17 protein-coding genes and 2 rRNA genes (1 of these 19 cut by a window edge) are annotated in these 20,000 nt (G+C 69.4%); 4 read left to right on the forward strand and 15 right to left on the reverse strand.

Going from position 1 to position 20,000, the window contains the following annotated elements; translation table 11 throughout:
- Positions 1 to 65: 65 nt before the first annotated feature.
- The 5 genes from hemB to RZ84_RS16790 all read right to left on the reverse strand — a co-directional run bounded on the left by hemB (position 66) and on the right by RZ84_RS16790 (position 6,108).
- On the reverse strand, positions 66 to 1,058 hold the full coding sequence (gene hemB / locus RZ84_RS16770) for a porphobilinogen synthase (RefSeq protein WP_078893841.1): 993 nt from the start codon (positions 1,056 to 1,058) through the stop codon (positions 66 to 68).
- 158 nt (positions 1,059 to 1,216) lie between these two features.
- A complete protein-coding gene (locus RZ84_RS16775) occupies positions 1,217 to 2,866 on the reverse strand; it encodes a bifunctional uroporphyrinogen-III C-methyltransferase/uroporphyrinogen-III synthase (protein WP_043264996.1) in 1,650 nt (549 codons plus the stop codon).
- On the reverse strand, positions 2,863 to 3,879 hold the full coding sequence (gene hemC, locus RZ84_RS16780) for a hydroxymethylbilane synthase (RefSeq protein WP_043264997.1): 1,017 nt from the start codon (positions 3,877 to 3,879) through the stop codon (positions 2,863 to 2,865). The genes RZ84_RS16775 and hemC overlap by 4 nt, the downstream gene beginning before the upstream one ends.
- A complete protein-coding gene (locus RZ84_RS16785; protein WP_043264998.1) occupies positions 3,876 to 5,273 on the reverse strand; it encodes a glutamyl-tRNA reductase in 1,398 nt (465 codons plus the stop codon). Before RZ84_RS16785 ends, hemC begins: the two co-directional genes overlap by 4 nt.
- Before the next feature lie 64 nt (positions 5,274 to 5,337).
- On the reverse strand, positions 5,338 to 6,108 hold the full coding sequence (locus RZ84_RS16790) for a redox-sensing transcriptional repressor Rex (protein WP_043264999.1): 771 nt from the start codon (positions 6,106 to 6,108) through the stop codon (positions 5,338 to 5,340).
- Positions 6,109 to 6,440: 332 nt separating this feature from the next.
- Here RZ84_RS16790 and RZ84_RS16795 point away from each other — a divergent pair, with 332 nt between their 5' ends.
- From RZ84_RS16795 to RZ84_RS16810, 4 genes are all read left to right on the forward strand, one after another.
- The gene (locus tag RZ84_RS16795) at positions 6,441 to 6,728 is read left to right on the forward strand and encodes a glutaredoxin family protein (RefSeq protein ID WP_043265000.1); all 288 of its coding nucleotides are present in this window, start codon (positions 6,441 to 6,443) and stop codon (positions 6,726 to 6,728) included.
- Positions 6,729 to 6,882: 154 nt separating this feature from the next.
- Positions 6,883 to 7,854 (forward strand): HAD family hydrolase, encoded by a 972-nt coding sequence (locus RZ84_RS16800; RefSeq protein ID WP_052229973.1) that lies wholly within the window; start codon positions 6,883 to 6,885, stop codon positions 7,852 to 7,854.
- A gap of 330 nt (positions 7,855 to 8,184) precedes the next feature.
- Positions 8,185 to 8,973, forward strand: coding sequence for an ECF subfamily RNA polymerase sigma factor, BldN family (locus RZ84_RS16805; protein WP_043265001.1), 789 nt, complete (start codon positions 8,185 to 8,187; stop codon positions 8,971 to 8,973).
- A gap of 270 nt (positions 8,974 to 9,243) precedes the next feature.
- Entirely contained in the window at positions 9,244 to 10,443 is a 1,200-nt protein-coding gene (locus RZ84_RS16810) for a DUF5667 domain-containing protein (RefSeq protein ID WP_043265002.1), read from the forward strand.
- 69 nt (positions 10,444 to 10,512) lie between these two features.
- Here RZ84_RS16810 and RZ84_RS16815 read toward each other — a convergent pair whose 3' ends face one another.
- The 10 genes from RZ84_RS16815 to RZ84_RS16855 all read right to left on the reverse strand — a co-directional run.
- Entirely contained in the window at positions 10,513 to 11,499 is a 987-nt protein-coding gene (locus RZ84_RS16815; RefSeq protein WP_043265003.1) for a lysophospholipid acyltransferase family protein, read from the reverse strand.
- A gap of 14 nt (positions 11,500 to 11,513) precedes the next feature.
- Positions 11,514 to 12,563 (reverse strand): NAD-dependent epimerase/dehydratase family protein, encoded by a 1,050-nt coding sequence (locus RZ84_RS16820; RefSeq protein ID WP_043265004.1) that lies wholly within the window; start codon positions 12,561 to 12,563, stop codon positions 11,514 to 11,516.
- A gap of 202 nt (positions 12,564 to 12,765) precedes the next feature.
- On the reverse strand, positions 12,766 to 12,864 hold the full coding sequence (locus RZ84_RS36690; RefSeq protein WP_003948845.1) for a 30S ribosomal protein bS22: 99 nt from the start codon (positions 12,862 to 12,864) through the stop codon (positions 12,766 to 12,768).
- A gap of 119 nt (positions 12,865 to 12,983) precedes the next feature.
- Positions 12,984 to 13,193: a helix-turn-helix domain-containing protein gene (locus RZ84_RS16825; RefSeq protein WP_033271009.1), complete on the reverse strand. Its 210-nt coding sequence runs from the start codon at positions 13,191 to 13,193 to the stop codon at positions 12,984 to 12,986.
- A gap of 128 nt (positions 13,194 to 13,321) precedes the next feature.
- A complete protein-coding gene (locus RZ84_RS16830) occupies positions 13,322 to 14,137 on the reverse strand; it encodes a phosphatase (RefSeq protein WP_043270088.1) in 816 nt (271 codons plus the stop codon).
- 130 nt (positions 14,138 to 14,267) lie between these two features.
- A complete protein-coding gene (locus tag RZ84_RS16835; protein WP_043265006.1) occupies positions 14,268 to 15,443 on the reverse strand; it encodes an acetoin utilization protein AcuC in 1,176 nt (391 codons plus the stop codon).
- Positions 15,394 to 16,647: an MFS transporter gene (locus RZ84_RS16840; RefSeq protein ID WP_043265007.1), complete on the reverse strand. Its 1,254-nt coding sequence runs from the start codon at positions 16,645 to 16,647 to the stop codon at positions 15,394 to 15,396. Before RZ84_RS16840 ends, RZ84_RS16835 begins: the two co-directional genes overlap by 50 nt.
- A gap of 155 nt (positions 16,648 to 16,802) precedes the next feature.
- Entirely contained in the window at positions 16,803 to 17,453 is a 651-nt protein-coding gene (locus tag RZ84_RS16845; protein WP_043270090.1) for an HAD family hydrolase, read from the reverse strand.
- Positions 17,454 to 17,624: 171 nt separating this feature from the next.
- Positions 17,625 to 17,741: ribosomal RNA gene (gene rrf, locus RZ84_RS16850) — 5S ribosomal RNA — on the reverse strand.
- A 74-nt stretch (positions 17,742 to 17,815) separates the two neighbouring features.
- Positions 17,816 to 20,000 (reverse strand): 23S ribosomal RNA (locus tag RZ84_RS16855) (it continues 937 nt past the right edge of the window).

Below are 20,000 nucleotides of genomic sequence, written 5' to 3' on the forward strand. Positions count from 1 at the left end.
CCGCGCCTGCGCCTGACGTCTCCCCGCGGAGCCGGCGGGCGCGGTCGCGGAGCCGAAGCCCTCGGTCAGCGCAGCTGCCGCGCGACCTCTGTCGCCCAGTACGTGAGGATCATGTCGGCGCCGGCCCGCTTGATGCCGGTCAGGGTCTCCAGGATCGCCTTGTCGCGGTCGATCCAGCCCTTCTCGGCGGCGGCCTCGACCATCGCGTACTCACCGGAGATCTGGTACGCCGCGACCGGCACGTCCACCGCGTCCGCGATCTTCGCCAGCACGTCCAGGTAGGGCAGCGCCGGCTTGACCATCACCATGTCGGCGCCCTCCTCCAGGTCGAGCGCCAATTCACGCAGCGACTCGCGGAGGTTGGCCGGGTCCTGCTGGTAGGTCTTGCGGTCGCCCTTCAGCGACGAGCCCACCGCCTCGCGGAACGGACCGTAGAACGCCGAGGAGTACTTCGCGGTGTAGGCGAGGATCGAGACGTCCTCATGGCCGGTCTGGTCCAGCGCGTCCCGGACGACGCCGACCTGACCGTCCATCATGCCGCTGGGGCCCACGACATGGACGCCCGCGTCGGCCTGGACCTGGGCCATCTCGGCGTACCGGTCCAGGGTCGCGTCGTTGTCGACCCGGCCCGCGGCGTCCAGCACCCCGCAGTGCCCGTGATCGGTGTACTCGTCCAGGCACAGGTCCGACATGACGACGAGGTCGTCGCCGACCTCCGCCCGCACGTCCCGGATGGCCAGCTGGAGGATGCCGTCCGGGTCCGTGCCCGCCGTACCGGCCGCGTCCTTCTTCGCGTCCTCCGGCACGCCGAACAGCATGATGCCGGCGACCCCGGCCTCGACCGCCTCGGCGGCGGCCTTGCGCAGGGTGTCGCGGGTGTGCTGGACGACGCCCGGCATCGCGGCGAGGGGCACCGGCTCGGCGATGCCCTCCCGTACGAACGCCGGCAGGATGAGGTCGGCCGGATGCAGGCGGTACTCGGCGACCATCCGCCGCATGGCGGGAGTGGTGCGCAACCGTCGCGGTCGCGCGCCCGGGAAGCTTCCGTACTTCGTCATGCCACCCACGCTACGCCCGCCCCGCACCCGCCTTTGCCGACGTCGCGTCGGCCGGCCGGGCAGCGGGATCGTCGGGGGTCGGGCTACGGCGGACAGGCAGAAGGGCGCCCCGGAGAGGGGCGCCCTTCAGAGCCGTACGGAGGTGTACGGACCGCCGGTCAGCTGCGGGCCCGCCGGCGCGAGCCGGGCCGCCGCTCGCTGGGGCGGGTGACCGGGTCGCCGGCCTCGATCGCGGCGTCGCGGCGCGCGGCGCCGAAGTCCGCGAGCGCTTCGGCCAGTTTGTGCACCGACGGCTCGGGCGACATCACGTCGACGCGCAGCCCGTGCTCCTCGGCGGTCTTGGCGGTGGCCGGGCCGATACAGGCGATCACGGTCACGTTGTGCGGCTTGCCGGCGATGCCGACGAGGTTCCGCACGGTCGACGACGAGGTGAACAGGACCGCGTCGAAGCCGCCGCCCTTGATCGCCTCGCGGGTCTCGGCCGGCGGCGGCGAGGCGCGCACGGTCCGGTAGGCGGTGACGTCGTCGACCTCCCAGCCCAGCTCGATCAGGCCGGCCACCAGCGTCTCGGTGGCGATGTCGGCACGCGGCAGGAAGACGCGGTCGATCGGGTCGAAGACCGGGTCGTAGGGCGGCCAGTCCTCCAGCAGCCCGGCCGCGGACTGCTCGCCGCTGGGCACCAGGTCCGGCTTCACACCGAAGGCGACCAGCGCCCTGGCGGTCTGCTCGCCGACCGCGGCGACCTTGATCCCGGCGAACGCGCGGGCGTCCAGCCCGTACTCCTCGAACTTCTCCCGGACGGCCTTGACGGCGTTGACCGAGGTGAAGGCGATCCATTCGTAGCGGCCGGTCACCAGGCCCTTGACCGCGCGCTCCATCTGCTGCGGGGTGCGCGGCGGTTCGACGGCGATGGTCGGGACCTCGTGCGGCACCGCGCCGTACGAGACGAGCTGGTCGGAGAGCGACGCGGCCTGCTCCTTGGTCCGCGGTACGAGCACCCGCCAGCCGAACAGCGGCTTGTTCTCGAACCACGAGAGCCGGTCCCGCTGCGCTGCCGCGCTGCGCTCACCGACCACGGCTATGACCGGCTGCCCGCCGTCCGGCGACGGCAGCACCTTGGCGGCCTTCAGCACCTGGGCGACGGACCCGAGGGTCGCCGTCCAGGTGCGCTGCCGGGTGGTGGTGCCGGCGACCGTGACGGTCAGCGGGGTGTCCGGCTTGCGTCCGGCGGCCACCAGCTCACCGGCGGCGGCGGCCACCGAGTCGAGGGTGGTGGAGACCACCGCGGTGGCGTCGCTGGTGCCCAGCTCGGCCCAGCAGCGGTCGTCGGCGCTGCGGGCGTCGACGAAGCGCACGTCGGTGCCCTGGGCGTCGCGCAGCGGCACTCCGGCGTACGCGGGCACGCCGACCGCGGCGGCCACGCCGGGCACCACCTCGAAGACGATCCCCTCGGCGGCGCACGCCAGCATCTCCTCGGCGACATAGCCGTCGAGCCCGGGGTCCCCGGTCACCGCTCGCACGACCCGCTTGCCCGCGCGGGCAGCCGCCATGACAAGATTGGCGGTGTCCCTAAGGGTGGGGATGTCGGCGGGGGTTGACGCCTCGTCAGCTGACGCCTGGAGTGGTGTGTCCACCTGTGCGCGTGCGTGCACGCGCACGACGTCCAGGACCTGCGGGTCGGCGATGAGTACGTCCGCGGAGGCCAGCGCCTCCACCGCACGCAGCGTCAGCAGTCCCGGGTCTCCCGGCCCGGCACCCAGGAAGGTGACCTGACCGGAGGCGGAGTGGTTTGGGGCGGTGGGGTTCAAAGTGCTCGCTCCCCCATAAGACCGGCCGCACCCTTTGCGAGCATCTCGGCGGCGAGTTCCCGGCCCATGGTGAGCGGGACCGATTCGTCGTCAAGAGAGGCAGGTACGTGCCCGGTGGTGGACAGCTGCACCGCCGCGCTGCCGTCGGTCGTGCCGACGACACCGCGCAGGTGCATTTCGGTGACAGCCTGCTCGTCAGCCTTGGGGCCTCGGCCGCTCGAACACAGCCGAGAGCTTGGGGAAAGGTCGGCCAGCGCCGCCACGGGAGCGGAACAGCCGGCCTCCAGGGCGGCGAGCAGGGAACGCTCGGCGGTCACGGCGGCCCGGGTGACCGGGTCGTCGAGCTCGGCGAGCGTGGCGATGAGGTCCGCACGGTCGGCGGCGCACTCGATCGCCAGTGCCCCCTGGCCGGGGGCGGGCAAAACCATGTCGGGCGACAGCAGCTGCGTCGCCTCGTCGATCCGGCCGATGCGGGTGAGTCCGGCGGCGGCCAGTACGACCGCGTCCAGCTCCCCCTTCTCGACGAAGCCGATCCGGGTGTCGATGTTCCCGCGTATCGGGACGGTCTCGATGCGCTTGCCCAGCACCCTGGCCCAGGCGTTGAGCTGCGACATCCTCCTGGGGGACCCGGTCCCCACGCGCGCGCCGTCCGGGAGTTCCTCGAACCGGAGCCCGTCCCGGGCGATCAGCGCGTCCCGGGGGTCCTCGCGTACGGGTATGGCCGCCAGGACCAGGTTCTCGGGCTGCGCGGTCGGCAGGTCCTTGAGCGAGTGGACCGCGAAGTCGATCTCGCCGGCGAGCAGCGCGTCGCGCAGCGCGGAGACGAAGACGCCGGTGCCGCCGATCTGCGCGAGGTGCTCACGGGAGGTGTCACCGTAGGTGGTGATCTCCACGAGCTCGACGGGACGGCCCGTCAGCTCGCGCACCGTCTCGGCGACCTGACCGGACTGGGCCATGGCGAGCTTGCTCCGCCGCGTCCCCAGCCTCAGGGCCGTCATCGTGCTGTCAGTCATGCCCGCTCCCGTGCTGCATCGTGCCGGTCGGCCCGCGTGTCGGCCCTGCTGACGGCGGCGACCGTCTGCGGGTCGAGGTCGAAGAGTTCGCGCAGCGCGTCCGCGTATCCGGCGCCGCCGGGCTCGCTGGCGAGCTGCTTGACCCGCACGGTGGGCGCGTGCAGGAGCTTGTCGACGACCCGGCGGACGGTCTGGGTGATCTCCGCGCGCTGCTTGTCGTCCAGGTCGGGAAGGCGGCCGTCGAGCCGGGCGATCTCGCTGCTGACGACGTCCGCCGCCATGGTGCGCAGGGCGACCACGGTGGGGGTGATGTGCGCGGCGCGCTGCGCGGCGCCGAAGGCGGCGACCTCGTCGGCGACGATGCCGCGCACCGTGTCCACGTCGGCCGCCATGGGTCCCGCCGACGGAGTCGGCTGGTCGGGCCCGGTGGCGGACGCGTCGGCCAGCGTCTCGATGTCGACGAGGTGCACGCCCTCGATCCGGTGCGCCGCGGCGTCGATGTCGCGTGGCATGGCCAGGTCGAGCAGGTACACATCGCTGTCGCGTCCGCGGACCGCGGCTTCGACCTGGGCGCCGGTCAGCAGCAGCCCGGCCGCCCCGGTGCAGGAGATCACGATGTCGGCGACCGCGAGCTCGTGGTCGACACAGGACATCGCCGCCGCACGGGCGGTCAGCCCACTGCCGGCGCCCGGCCCGCCCGGCTCGGTGAGGATCTGCACCAGCCGCTCGGCGCGCGCCACCGTGCGGTTGGCCACGGCCAGCTCGGCGATGCCGTTCCGTACGAGGGTGGTGGCGGCCAGCGAGGACATCGAGCCGGCGCCGATCACCAGCGCCCGCCGGCCGCGCGCCCACTGCGCGACATCGGCGCCGCCGGCGAGCTGCTCCAGACCGAAGGTGACCAGCGACTGGCCGGCCTTGTCGATCCCGGTCTCGCTGTGTGCGCGCTTGCCGACCCGCAGGGCCTGCTGGAAGAGGTCGTTGAGCAGCCGCCCGGCGGTGTGCTGCTCCTGGGCGACGGCCAGCGCGTCCTTGATCTGGCCGAGGATCTGGCCCTCGCCGACCACCATCGAGTCCAGGCCGCAGGCCACCGAGAAGAGGTGGTGGACGGCGCGGTCCTCGTAGTGGACGTAGAGATAGGGGGTCAGCTCCTCCAGGCCGACGCCGCTGTGGCGGGCCAGGAGGGTGGACAGCTCGGCGACACCGGCGTGGAACTTGTCCACGTCGGCGTAGAGCTCGATGCGGTTGCAGGTGGAGAGCACCGCGGACTCGGTGGCCGGCTCGGCCGACACCGCGTCCTGGAGCAGCTTGCCGCGCGCCTCAGGGGCGAGCGCCGCCCGCTCCAGCACGCTCACCGGTGCGCTGCGATGGCTCAGCCCGACGACGAGAAGGCTCATGCTCGCACCTCACTCCGCGGGGCACGGCAGGTGCGCGGGGTGCGCCGTCCGGTGGTGCGCTCGTTCATGCCGGCATCACGGCGGGGACGTCCCCGTCAGGTCCCTTGCGGTCGGCCGCGACGGCGCCGGCGTCGGCCACCGGGGCCGGCGTCACGGTCTCGTGGCCGGTCTCCTCGCCCGCCTTGCGCTGCTCGTGGAAGGCGAGGATCTGCAGCTCTATCGACAGGTCGACCTTGCGGACGTCCACCCCGTCCGGGACGGACAGCACGGTCGGCGCGAAGTTGAGGATCGAGGTGACCCCGGCGGCGACCAGCCGGTCGCAGACCTGCTGGGCGGCGCCCGCCGGCGTGGCGATGACGCCGATCGAGACGCCGTTGTCCTCGATGATGTGCTCCAGCTCGTCGGTGTGCTGGACCGCGATACCCGCGACCGGCTTGCCGGCCATGGCCGGGTCGGCGTCGATCAGCGCGGCGACCCGGAAGCCGCGGGAGGCGAATCCGCCGTAGTTGGCGAGCGCGGCGCCGAGGTTACCGATACCGACGATGACGACGGGCCAGTCCTGGGTCAGGCCGAGCTCCCGCGAGATCTGGTAGACGAGGTACTCCACGTCGTAGCCGACGCCGCGGGTCCCGTAGGAGCCGAGGTAGGAGAAGTCCTTGCGCAGCTTCGCGGAATTGACCCCCGCCGCGGACGCGAGCTCCTCGGACGAGACCGTGGGGACCGAGCGCTCGGAGAGCGCGGTCAGGGCGCGCAGATACAGCGGTAGCCGGGCGACGGTGGCCTCGGGGATGCCTCGGCTTCGGGTCGCCGGTCGGTGAGTTCGGCCAGTTGCCACGGTGCTCCTGCGGGTAGAGCGGGGCTGTAGGCGGCCGTGGGAAACCCGACCGCCCCGTCTTCTGCAGGCTATGTCTTTGTGAACGCGTGCACAAAGATAGTGTCCGCTTTGTCCGGCCAAAGTGATAGGGGTCACGCGGCTTTTACGGGCATTCGCGGAACCAACTCCCACGCCACACCGTTCACTCGCGCCACCGGCAATCCGCGGCAGCACCGACGGGAGCACACGCCCTCACTCCTCACCGCCATACCCGCGGAAACCTACAAATCGCCCATCGATGGTAATCGACCGGGTGTCCCGGCAGCGCCGCCGCGAACCGGCACAATGGCCCCATGGCTCCCCTGTTCGGCCCGCTCGGCCGCGCCCCCCGCAAGAACCCCGCCGACCGGATGGTCACCCTCATCGGAAAGCCGGGCTGCCATCTTTGCGACGACGCCCAGGCGGTGATCGAGAAGGTCTGCGCGGAGACCGGCGCGTCCTGGGAGAAGAAGGACATCACCGTGGACCCCGAGCTGCACCACAAATACTGGGAGCAGATTCCGGTCGTCCTCGTCGACGGCGCCCAGCACGACTTCTGGCGGGTGGACGCCAAGCGGCTGCGCACCGCGCTCGGCGCCTGAGCGCCCCACACCCCCGCAAAACCCCCTACGAGCCGCGTACGGCCCACGGCGAACGGCCCCGTGGGATGGCCGTAACGCATCCGTCAGCGAGCCCGGGGCCACCTGACACGCGCCCGTAACCGGCTGCACCGAACAAACTGGCTACGCTAGCCGCATGGCCCGCCCGTCGCCCGCCCACCGCCCCGCCAACAGTCCCGCCGGAGCGTACTTCTCAGCGGGATGGTTCACCCGCCGCAGACGTCCCGCCACCGCACGCAGCGTGCTGGCCGGCGAGGCCGCTGCCGAGGCCGCCCGGAAGTCCTCCCAGGAGGCGCCAGCGGAGGAGGCACCGGCCGAGCCCGAGTTCCCGGTGGCCGGGGACGAGATGGCAGCCGCCTTCTTCGACCTCGACAACACCGTCATGCAGGGCGCCGCGCTCTTCCACTTCGGCCGCGGCCTGTACAAGCGGCACTTCTTCCACAAGCGCGACCTGGCACGCTTCGCCTGGCAGCAGATCTACTTCCGGCTGGCCGGCGAGAACTCCGAGCACATGGCGGACGTTCGCAACAGCGCCCTGTCCATCGTCCAGGGCCACCGCGTCGCCGAGCTGATGTCCATCGGCGAGGAGATCTACGACGAGTACATGGCCGAGCGCGTCTGGCCCGGCACCCGGGCGCTCGCCCAGGCCCACCTCGACGCCGGCCAGAAGGTCTGGCTGGTCACCGCGGCCCCCGTGGAGACCGCGACGATCATCGCCCGCCGGCTGGGCCTGACCGGCGCCCTCGGCACCGTCGCCGAATCCGTCGGCGGCGTCTACACGGGCAAGTTGGTGGGCGAGCCGCTGCACGGCCCGGCCAAGGCCGAGGCGGTCCGCGCACTGGCCGCCGCCGAGGGCCTGGAGCTGTCCCACTGTGCCGCCTACAGCGACTCCGCCAACGACATCCCGATGCTGTCGCTGGTCGGTCACCCCTACGCGATCAACCCCGACACCCGGCTGCGCAAGCACGCCCGGGAGCACGGATGGCGGCTGCGCGACTACCGAACGGGGCGCAAGGCCGTCAGGATCGGCATCCCGGCAGCCGCCGGTGTGGGTGCCGTCGCGGGCGGCGCGGCGGCAGCGGTCGCGCTCCAGCGCCGCCGCCGCTGACCAGCACTGATCACCGGGCGACGCGGCGAGCCATCCGCACTCCCTACCCCCACCGCCGCCCCGTCAGTCCCTTTCCTGCCGGTTAGCCACAACACGCCTTCCAACCAGGCAGATTGCGCTCCCTTCCGATCAATAGTTGCTCAATATTCGATACTTGATCCGCCACCAACCGGACACGGAACGTAAGTAATCGATGATTTGAGCAACTGGGTGTAGCGCTGCCTGTACGAAGCGTTATTCTCCTCAGACGCAATCCGGAACCCACACGTCCCTACGACGAGTGAACGGTCCCGCACTGCACGTGATGGAAGCTCTGCCTCTGGGAGTCCCGTGTACCCACACGTCGGGGTTGACGCCTCGGGCCTGGCTACGCTGCGTACGACGCTCGTCGACCACCTGCGCAGTTTTGTCCCCACCGCGTACGCCGTCCCCGCATTCGCCTCAGCCGTCCCCGCCGGCCCCTGCTACGCCCTGGCCGACGGGAGCGCTGCGGTCGGCAAGGCCGCTACCGCCGGCAGAACCCGCCGCGCCGGCACCGGCACGGCCACCGCGCGGCGCCCCGCCGACAGCGACAGCCGTCGCATGATGGACCTCGTCGAACGCGCCCAGGCCGGCGAGGCCGACGCCTTCGGCCGCCTCTACGACCAGTACGCCGACACGGTCTACCGCTACATCTACTACCGGGTCGGGGGCCGCGCCACGGCCGAGGACCTCACCAGCGAGACCTTCCTGCGCGCGCTGCGCCGCATCGGCACCTTCACCTGGCAGGGCCGTGACTTCGGCGCCTGGCTGGTGACCATCGCCCGCAACCTCGTCGCCGACCACTTCAAGTCCTCCCGCTTCCGCCTGGAAGTCACCACCGGAGAGATGCTCGACGCCAACGAGGTCGAGCGCAGCCCCGAGGACTCGGTCCTCGAATCCCTCTCCAACGCCGCCCTGTTGGAGGCGGTACGCAAGCTCAACCCCCAGCAGCAGGAATGCGTCACCCTTCGCTTCCTGCAGGGCCTCTCGGTCGCCGAGACCGCCCGCGTCATGGGCAAGAACGAGGGCGCGATCAAGACCCTCCAGTACCGGGCCGTCCGCACCCTGGCGCGGCTCCTCCCCGAAGACGCCCGCTGACGCCCAGCACCCCTCCGCCACCCCCAACACCCCCTCGTCCGCTCACCGTTGGTGACCGGCCATGCCCGGTCGGTCAGATCATCGTGAGTGCGTAACCCGAGTGCCGAGCCGCTCGTTGTGCGGAATGCAGGCTCCAAGCGGTCACGCCATGTCCGCTGCCCCTCACTCGATCGAGTGGGCTACGGACAACGGCGTGCAACCATCCGGCCCGTCTGGATAGTCCAAGCCAGTCCGGGGAGCCGAGCGGGATGACGAGAGGAGGTGCCGCCCGTGATCGCGAATGTCTCCGTGCACCGGCGGGCCAACGCCTTCGCCCAGGCCCTGGAGGAGCAGGAGCTCAAGGGCGCGGCGACCGAGGACCAGGTCGACAATCCGGCGCAGGCGCCGGGAGAAGCACGGCTGTTGGCGGTCGCCGACGGTCTCGGGGAGCTCCCGAGGCCGGAAATGGCCGCCGAGGTCAAGACTGTCCAGCGCGCCCAGCTCATCGCAGCGATGGAGGCCGCCTTCGCCGAAGGCGCCACGTCCGGCGACGCCAGGGTGCCCGAGCAACGCGAAGCGGGAGGCGCGCACCGCGCCGGCAAGGCAATCGGCCGGCTGCGCCCGCGCTCCCGCCTGTCCAAGGGGCTGGCAGCGGGTGGACTGACGGTCGGCGTGGCCGCCGGGGCCTTCAGCGGCGTCGCCGCGGCCAGCACCGACGCCCTCCCCGGCGACTCGCTCTACGGCCTCAAGCGCGGCATGGAGGACCTCCGGCTCACCCTGGCCGACGACGACTCCGACCGCGGCCGGCTCTATCTCGACCAGGCGTCCACGCGCATGCTGGAGGCCCGTCGCCTGATGGAGCGCGGCCGGGTGGCCAGCCTCGACCACGAAGCGCTCGGCGAGGTCCGCAAGGCCCTCTCCGGCGTCCGGCACGACGCGGGCGAAGGCCACCGCCTGCTGCACGCCGCGTACGAGCGCAACGGCTCGCTCGGCCCCATCCAGGCGCTGAACTCCTTCGCCAGGTCGCACCGCGACACCTGGTCGCAGCTGCGCGCCAAGCTCCCGGTGCAGCTCATGGACGTGCGCGACCAGGTCAGTTCGGTCTTCGACGCCATAGACGACGAGGTCGGGCCGCTGCTGCCGACGGGCCCGGACAGCCACAGCCACCACCGCGGCACGTCCACCGGCGGGGGCACCGCGGCCGGCGGGGACAGCCGCCGGTCGGCGCAGAACGGCGACTCCGCCACCGAGGCCCAGGGCAGCGGCTCGCATCCGCCCCGCCCGTCGGCATCGCCCTCCCAGGAGCACGAGGGCCTGCTCGGCGGCAGTGCGGGCGGTCTGCTCAACCCGTCCGGCAAGGTCGGCAGTCCGTCCCCGCACGACGGCAGCCATGGCAAGCCCGCCATCGGTCGGCCCGACGTCACCATCCCGCCGCTGCTGCCAGGGCTCCTTCCCGGTCTGGGCATCGACGGCGAGGAGTCGCCCAAGTAGCGCTCCGTACGGCCCGTACGGCATCCGTACGGCAGCTGCCGCGCGCTCGGTGTTCTTCCGGTCCTTCCCTCAGAAGAACACCGAGCGCCGCTGCACCAGCAGCTTGTAGAGCGTGTGCTGGATCGTCTCCCGGACCTGGTCGGTCAGGTTGAACATCAGCATCGGGTCGTCCGCGGCCTCCGGCGGAAAGCCGTCCGTCGAGATGGGCTCGCCGAACTGGATGGTCCACTTCGTCGGCAGCGGCACCGCCCCCAGCGGCCCCAGCCACGGGAACGTCGGCGTGACGGGGAAATACGGCAGCCCCAGCACCCGCGCCAGCGTCTTGGCGTTCCCGATCATCGGGTAGATCTCCTCCGCGCCCACGATCGAGCACGGCACGATCGGCACCCCCGCCTTCAGCGCCGTCGAGACGAAACCGCCCCGCCCGAAGCGCTGGAGCTTGTAGCGGTCCGCGAAGGGCTTGCCGATGCCCTTGAAGCCCTCCGGCATCACCCCGACGATCTCGCCGCGCTCCAGCAGCCGCTGGGCGTCCTCGGCGCAGGCGAGGGTGTGCCCGGCCTTGCGCGCCAGCTCGTTTATCACCGGCAGGACGAACACCAAGTCGGCCGCCAGCAGCCGCAGATGGCGCTTGGCCGGGTGGTTGTCGTGCACCGCGACCTGGAGCATCAGGCCGTCCAGCGGCAGCGTCCCGGAGTGGTTGGCGACGACCAGCGCGCCGCCCTCGGACGGGATGTTCTCCAGGCCCTTCACCTCGACCCGGAAGTACTTCTCGTAGAACGGCCGCAGCAGCGACATCAGGACCTGGTCGGTCAGTTCCTTGTCGTAGCCGAAGTCGTCGACCTCGTAGTCGCCGGTGATCCGCCGGCGCAGGAAGTTCAGCCCGCCCGCGATCCGTTCGTCCAGGGTGCGGCCGGTGCTCGGCGGCGGGGGTGCCGCCGGCTCCGGATCGGTGCGCGCTTCCGGTACGGGCGCCAGCGCCGTACCGCGCCCGGCCCGCCTGGCCTTCCGGCGCGCCCGGGGTTCCTCGCCGAAGGGAATGACCTTGGCGTCCGCCATCGTGGGTGAACTCCTCACTGGGTCGGGCCGCCGCGTGCGGACAGCACGCCGGCGAGCCGGTCGACGGTGCGGGCGAGGGACTCGGGCGGCAGCAGCCCGGGTCCGCGGCTGCGGGCGAATTCCGCGAAGGTCTCCGCCGTCGTGTACTGCGGGTGGAACCCCAGTGTCTCGCGCATCTGCGTGGTCTCGACGACCCGTCCGTGCGTGAGCATCCGGATCTGTTCCGGGGAGAAGTCCGTGATGCCGATGGACCGCAGCGCCGTGCCGGCCCAGGTCACCGTCGGCAGGAACAGCGGCAGCGTGGGCCGCCCCAGCCGCCGGGAGGTCTGCGAGAGGAGCAGGACGCCGTCGCCGGCGATGTTGAAGGTGCCGCTGTTGAGCGTGCCCCGGCGCGGCGCGGCGGCGGCGATCCGCAGCACCTCGATCGCGTCGTCCTCGTGGACGAACTGGAGCCGGGGGTCGTAGCCGAGGACGGTCGGCAGCACCGGCAGCGAGAAGTACTCGGCGAGCGGGGAATCCGCGCACCGGCCGAGGATGTTGGCGAAGCGCAGCACGCACACCGCCACGTCGGGCCGGCGCCGGGCGAAGCCGCGTACGTACCCCTCGACTTCGACGGTGTCCTTGGCGAAGCCGCCGCTGGGCAGCGACTTGGGCGGGGTGTTCTCGGTGAAGACGGCCGGGTCGCGGGGCGCGGAGCCGTAGACGCTGGTACTGGACTTGATGACCACGCGCTGGACGTTCGGGGACTTCTGGCAGGCGCCGAGCAGCTGCATGGTCCCGATGACGTTGGTCTCCTTGACGGAGGCCCGGCTGCCGCGGCTGCCCAGGGGCGTGCCGTTGATGTCCATGTGGACGACGGTGTCGACGCCGGTCTCCGCCAGGACCCTGGCGATCGCCGGGTGCCGGATGTCGGCCTTGAGGAATTCGGCACCGCCCAGATGGTGCTCCGGTGGCACGGCGTCGACCCCGATCACCCGGTCGACGTCGGGATCGCGCTGGATCCTTCGGACGAACCGGCCCCCCAGCTGCCGGGCGGCTCCCGTGACGAGCACGACGTTGCCCAAGATCAGCCCTCCTTCCCCACAGCGGCTGCCAGCCGAGCCGAGCTGTGCGGCTCACGCTAGCCGGTCGGTGTTGCGCATTGATGACCGCACGATGGTCGTAACGACATTTGCGTACGACCACCGTCCATACGGCCCACACAAGCGCCGCGGCCCCTTATCGCCCGGAGGCGATAAGGGGCCGCGAAATCGCGATCAGCGTCGCTTACTTCTTGTTACGACGCTGAACACGGGTGCGCTTGAGCAGCTTGCGGTGCTTCTTCTTGGCCATCCGCTTGCGCCGCTTCTTGATAACAGAGCCCACGACTACCCTCGCTCACTTCGAATCACTCGGTGCGGGGCGTCCGAGCCCACACTACCTACATCGGGCCAGCCTACCCGGCGCCGGGCGTACGGCGTAATCCGAGGGTCGCCAACGGCCCGTCAGGCCGATTCCACCCCCACAAATGACTCACGGAGATAGTCGTGGACCGCCTGCTCCGGCACCCGGAAGGACCGCCCCACGCGGATCGCGGGCAGATGACCGCTGTGCACCAAGCGGTACACGGTCATCTTCGACACTCGCATCACGGTGGCGACTTCCGCCACTGTCAAAAACACAACCTCGTTCAGAGGCTTCTGGTCCGCAGCCATCACACACCTGCACCTTCCGCATAAGACGGGCACCGGCTTCCCCTCCGGTGACTCTTCGTCGCCATGCGTTCACTCCCCAGATTAGGGGCGGGTGATGCGAGTGGGGAAGAGGAGCAGCGAACGGCCGCCTACTGGGACAGACGTGCCCTATTCAGTACATACCCCGTCAGCGGACGATAGTGAACAGCCCCTACCCCGTCATCGAGCGGCACCACCGCCGACACCCGCCCCTCCGCCTGCCCGACGAACAGCGCGGGGTCGTCGGTGTCCGCCAGACCGATCGCCTCGATACCCAGCTGACCTGCCCCGCAGACCCAGCCATGGTCGCCGATGACCAGGGCCGGAAGCGGTCCCGCGGTCGCCGCCGCGGCATCGAGAGCGGTCCGTACGGGGAGCGGGGAATGGGTGTGCACGCCCCCCGTACCGGCCGCGCCCCGCACGCCGGTTTCGCGCATCACCGCGACTCCCCGTACGTAATCGAGGACCCGGGTGCGTACGCCGAACCGGGTCGCTATGTCGACACGGTGGCCATACGCAGGGGTGAGGACAGGGCAGCCCGCCGACGAGAGCGCGTCTGCAAGCGTGGCGTAGAACTCCAGCAGCCGGTGCGGATGCCCGGTGCCGAGCAGTACCGGCATCCGGCGGCGGGCCGCCGCGCCGACCCGGTCCGCGAAACGGTCCAGGCCCGCGATCGTGCGATCTGGATCGATCACATCAGGGCCGGAAGTGTGCGCGGGATCGACCGAAATCCCGCACTCCTGTCCCATCAGCCGCAGAACTTCACCGAACGCCCAGTCCCCTTCCGGATCGAGCCCCAGCAGTACCCGGGGATCGCGCGCCGAGAAGAGCCGATAGCGCCGCAGGCTCTTCTCCCGCATGGTCGCGATCGTCCCCGCGAGCCGCGCCTCGATCAGGTGCGCCCGCAGCGCCCCGGTGCCCAACACGGGCCCCATGCTGGCCCGTTGACCGGGGAGCCAATGCCCTAACCGACGGGTAGTCACACATCTGGGGGCACCGGCGCCGGACCGCACCGGGACCTCGCCGCGCAGGCCCGCCGCCCGTCCCGGCGCCGCCCTACGGCAGCAGCCCGTGCGCCGGGAACACCGCCCGCCGGGTGGCCAGCACCGCCTGGTCCAGCCGGTCGGCCGGGTCGTAACCGCCCTCGGCGAAGTCCCGCCAGGAGGGTGTCCGCCCGTCCGTCATCCGCTGCGGCGCCAACTGCCGTGTCCTGCGGAACACTTCGTGCCGCCAGGCCGGCGGCACCATCGACGTCGGGTCGATCGGCCGGCCCGCCGCGATCGCCGTCAGATGCGTCCAGCTGCGCGGCACCACGTCCACGACCTCGTAGCCGCCGCCACCGAGCGCGATCCAGCGGCCGTCGGCATGCTCGTGGGCCAGCGCATGGCAGGACTCGGCCACCGCGCGCTGCGCGTCCAGACTCACCGCGAGATGCGCCAGCGGGTCCTCGAAGTGGGTGTCCGCACCGTGCTGGGTCACCAGGGCCTGCGGCCGGAACGCCGCCAGTAGCTCCGGCACCACCGAGTGGAAGGCCCGCAGCCAGCCCGCGTCGCCCGTCCCGGCCGGCAGCGCCACGTTCACCGCACTGCCCTCCGCACCCTCCCCGCCGGTCTCCTCCGGCCAGCCGGTCTGCGGGAACAGCGTCCGCGGATGCTCGTGCAGCGAGATCGTCAGCACCCGCGGGTCCTCCCAGAACGCCGCCTGGACGCCGTCGCCGTGGTGCACGTCCACATCCACGTACGCCACCCGTTCGGCGCCCAGCTCCAGCAGCCGGGCGACCGCCAGCGCCGCGTCGTTGTAGATGCAGAAGCCGGACGCGCCACCGGGCATCGCGTGGTGCAGCCCGCCCGCGAAGTTCACCGCGTGCAGCACATCACCGTGCCAGACGGCCTCGGCGGCACCCACCGACTGCCCGGCGATCAGCGCCGACGCCTCGTGCATCCCCGCGAACGCCGGGTCGTCCGGCGTCCCCAGCCCGTACGCGCCATCCGCGGAACCCGGGTCGGCGGAGGCCCGGCGGACCGCCTCGATGTAGTCCTCGCGGTGCACCAGCCGCAGCGTGGAATCCCCGGCCGGCTTGGCCGCGACCACCTCCAGCGGCCCGCGGTCGAGTTCGTACGCCTCCACCAGACGCATGGTCAGGGCGAGCCGGACGGGGTCCATCGGGTGCCCCGGCCCGAAGTCATAGCCCGTTACCGCCTCGTCCCACATCAGCTGTGCGCGCCCGCTCATGGTCGTCACCGTATCGGGCCGGAGCTGACCCGAACGAGCGGGCATGGACCAACGTCACCAGGACCAGCGCCATCGGCACCAACATCGCCCCGCGGTAGCTCCACGCGTCACCGACCGCGCCCACCAACGGGGAGCCGATCAGAAAGCCCACATAGTTGAAGATGTTCAGCCGCGCGATGGTCGTGTCCGAAGCCCCCGGGCCGCGCTCCTCAAAGGCGCGCCGCCCCGCCGCCGCGAACGTCTGCGGCACGATCACACACAGCCCGAGCCCCAGCAGCGTGAACCCCGCCATCCCCACCCACGCCCCGGGCGCCGCCGCCACCACCGCGAAGCCGGCCGCCGCGACCACCGTCCCGGTCCGCACCACGGCGACCGGCCCGAAGCGCCGTACCCCCAGGTCACCGACGGCCCGCCCGAGCAGCGTCGTCACCATGTAGACGTTGTACGGCACGGTCGCCAGCTGCTCCGAACTGCCCAGGACGTCCTGGAGATACTTCGCGCTCCAGTTGGAGACCGTCGAGTCCCCGATGTACGCGAACGCCATCACCAGGCACAGCGGCAGCAGCAGCCGCATGGCGACCGGCGCCCCGCCCCTCGCCCCCTCCGCGCTCCCGGTGGCGTCCCGCTCGTCCCCGTCCACGAACCACCGGCCCACGACCAGCGCCAGCGGTATCAGGAGGCCGACCACCGGCCCGTACAGCAGCCCCAGCGAGAGCTTCCAGTGCGCACCCGCCCACGCCAGCGAGGCGCCCACGATCCCGCCCAGGCTGTACGCGGCGTGGAAGCCGAGCATGATGCTCTGTCCATACGCCCGCTGGAGGCTCACCCCGAGCATGTTCATCGACGCGTCCAGCGCCCCCACCGACAGCCCGAACACCCCGAGCGCAACGGCCACTTGCGCCATCGAGCCCACCGAGCCGACGGCCAGCAGCGCCAGACACACCACCGGCTGCACACACCGCAGCACCACACCGGGCCGCACCCGCTTGACCAGATGCTCGGTACCCACGCTGCCGGCCCCGGCGAGGACCGGAACCGCCGCCAGGAAGACCGGCAGCAGCCCGTCCGAGATCCCGTACCGCACCTGGATCGCCGGTATTCGGGTCACCAGCAGGGCGAACACCGCCCCCTGCACGAAGAAACCGATGGCAAGCGAGACCCGGCCGTGCCGCAGCCGCGCTCCTGGTGCCCGTGGGGCCGTCATGGCCGGTCAGCCTAGAACTCCCGGCTACCACTGGGTAGATGGATCACCCGACCAATTCCCACTGACATACGAAGGGTCAATACCCACACATCCGGCGAGGTTCCTCACGAATCGACATCCCTCACGAGTCGACCACGAGTCGATATTCCTAATTCCTACAGCAGCAACTGGGGCAGTTCCGCCATATCGGTGAACAGCGCGGTCGCGCCGGCCCCCGCCAGCTCCTCCGCCGGCGTCCTCGCGGCGAACCCGTACACATGCATCCCGGCGGCCACCGCCGCCCGCACCCCCAGCGGGCTGTCCTCGACCACCGCACACCGGCCCGGCTCGACGCCCATCTCCCGTGCCGCGTGCAGAAACAGATCAGGTGCCGGCTTCCCGCGCGCCACATCCTGCGACGAGAAGATCCGGCCCACCCCGAGCCGGTCCAGCAGCCCGGTCTTCGTCAACGCCACCCGAATCCGCTCATGGCTTCCGGACGACCCCACGCAGTACGGCACACCATCCGCGGCGAGCTTCTCCAGCACCGTCTCAACCCCCGGCACCACCACCAGCCGCCGCCTGAATTCCTCGAACACCCGCGCATGAAAGCCGACCTCGAAGTCCTCCGGCAGCGGCCGGCCGCTCCTCTCCCGCACCACCTCACGAACACGCTGCACGGAGCCCCCCATGAAGTCGCGCAACGACTCCTCGTACGTGGTCGGGTGGCCCAGCTCCGTCAGGTAGGCGGCAAGGATCTGATTGGAGATCGGCTCGCTGTCCACAAGGACACCGTCATTATCGAAAATGATCAGCCCATAGCGCATGCCGTCGAGCGTACCCACCCGTATCCGCCCCGCCGTACCGGAAGTTGCACAGCAACAACGCAAAAAAGCCCCGCCGGGAACCGAAGTCCCCGACGAGGCTTTTCACAAACCACAAACCACAGACGCAGAAAGGCCCCGCACCATACGGTGCGGGGCCTTCCCACAAAAATTGTTCGGCGGCGTCCTACTCTCCCACAGGGTCCCCCCTGCAGTACCATCGGCGCTGAAAGGCTTAGCTTCCGGGTTCGGAATGTAACCGGGCGTTTCCCTAACGCAATAACCACCGAAACACTATGAAGATAAACTCCAACCAGCATGGCGAGTTCGTTACTTCAGAACCTACACAGTGGACGCGAGCAACTGAGGACAAGCCCTCGGCCTATTAGTACCAGTCAACTCCAACCGTTACCGGTCTTCCATATCTGGCCTATCAACCCAGTCGTCTACTGGGAGCCTTACCCCATCAAGTGGGAGGGAGCCCTCATCTCGAAGCAGGCTTCCCGCTTAGATGCTTTCAGCGGTTATCCTTTCCGAACGTAGCCAACCAGCCATGCCCTTGGCAGAACAACTGGCACACCAGAGGTTCGTCCGTCCCGGTCCTCTCGTACTAGGGACAGCCCTTCTCAAGACTCCTACGCGCACAGCGGATAGGGACCGAACTGTCTCACGACGTTCTAAACCCAGCTCGCGTACCGCTTTAATGGGCGAACAGCCCAACCCTTGGGACCGACTCCAGCCCCAGGATGCGACGAGCCGACATCGAGGTGCCAAACCATCCCGTCGATATGGACTCTTGGGGAAGATCAGCCTGTTATCCCCGGGGTACCTTTTATCCGTTGAGCGACGGCGCTTCCACAAGCCACCGCCGGATCACTAGTCCCTACTTTCGTACCTGCTCGACCCGTCAGTCTCACAGTCAAGCTCCCTTGTGCACTTACACTCAACACCTGATTGCCAACCAGGCTGAGGGAACCTTTGGGCGCCTCCGTTACCCTTTAGGAGGCAACCGCCCCAGTTAAACTACCCACCAGACACTGTCCCTGATCCGGATCACGGACCCAGGTTAGACATCCAGCACGACCAGAGTGGTATTTCAACAACGACTCCACACCAACTGGCGTTGGCGCTTCACAGTCTCCCACCTATCCTACACAAGCCGAACCGAACACCAATATCAAGCTATAGTAAAGGTCCCGGGGTCTTTCCGTCCTGCTGCGCGAAACGAGCATCTTTACTCGTAATGCAATTTCACCGGGCCTATGGTTGAGACAGTCGAGAAGTCGTTACGCCATTCGTGCAGGTCGGAACTTACCCGACAAGGAATTTCGCTACCTTAGGATGGTTATAGTTACCACCGCCGTTTACTGGCGCTTAAGTTCTCAGCTTCGCCAACCCGAAGGTCGACTAACCGGTCCCCTTAACGTTCCAGCACCGGGCAGGCGTCAGTCCGTATACATCGCCTTACGGCTTCGCACGGACCTGTGTTTTTAGTAAACAGTCGCTTCTCGCTGGTCTCTGCGGCCACCCCCAGCTCAGACAGTAAATGTCATCACCAGAAATGGCCCCCCTTCTCCCGAAGTTACGGGGGCATTTTGCCGAGTTCCTTAACCATAGTTCACCCGAACGCCTCGGTATTCTCTACCTGACCACCTGAGTCGGTTTAGGGTACGGGCCGCCATGAAACTCACTAGAGGCTTTTCTCGACAGCATAGGATCATCCACTTCACCACAATCGGCTCGGCATCAGGTCTCAGCCTCAACGTGTGACGGATTTACCTACCACACGGCCTACACCCTTACCCCGGGACAACCACCGCCCGGGCTGGACTACCTTCCTGCGTCACCCCATCGCTTACCTACTACAAGTCTGGTCCGTCGGCTCCACCACTCCCCTCAACTCCGAAGAGATCAGGGCGGCTTCACGGACTTAGCATCGCCTGATTCAGTACTGGGCGCTTCAAAGCGGGTACCGGAATATCAACCGGTTGTCCATCGACTACGCCTGTCGGCCTCGCCTTAGGTCCCGACTTACCCTGGGCAGATCAGCTTGACCCAGGAACCCTTAGTCAATCGGCGCAAGAGTTTCCCACTCTTGTATCGCTACTCATGCCTGCATTCTCACTCGTGAACCGTCCACAACTCGCTTCCACGGCTGCTTCACCCGGCACACGACGCTCCCCTACCCATCACAACAGGCGTTAGCCCTCATGCTGCAATGACACGACTTCGGCGGTGTGCTTGAGCCCCGCTACATTGTCGGCGCGGAATCACTTGACCAGTGAGCTATTACGCACTCTTTCAAGGATGGCTGCTTCTAAGCCAACCTCCTGGTTGTCTCTGCGACTCCACATCCTTTCCCACTTAGCACACGCTTAGGGGCCTTAGTCGATGCTCTGGGCTGTTTCCCTCTCGACCATGGAGCTTATCCCCCACAGTCTCACTGCCGCGCTCTCACTTACCGGCATTCGGAGTTTGGCTAAGGTCAGTAACCCGGTAGGGCCCATCGCCTATCCAGTGCTCTACCTCCGGCAAGAAACACACGACGCT

It is taken from the genome of Streptomyces sp. CT34 (genome assembly GCF_000805335.1).
In the GTDB taxonomy this organism is placed as follows: Bacteria; Actinomycetota; Actinomycetes; order Streptomycetales; family Streptomycetaceae; genus Streptomyces.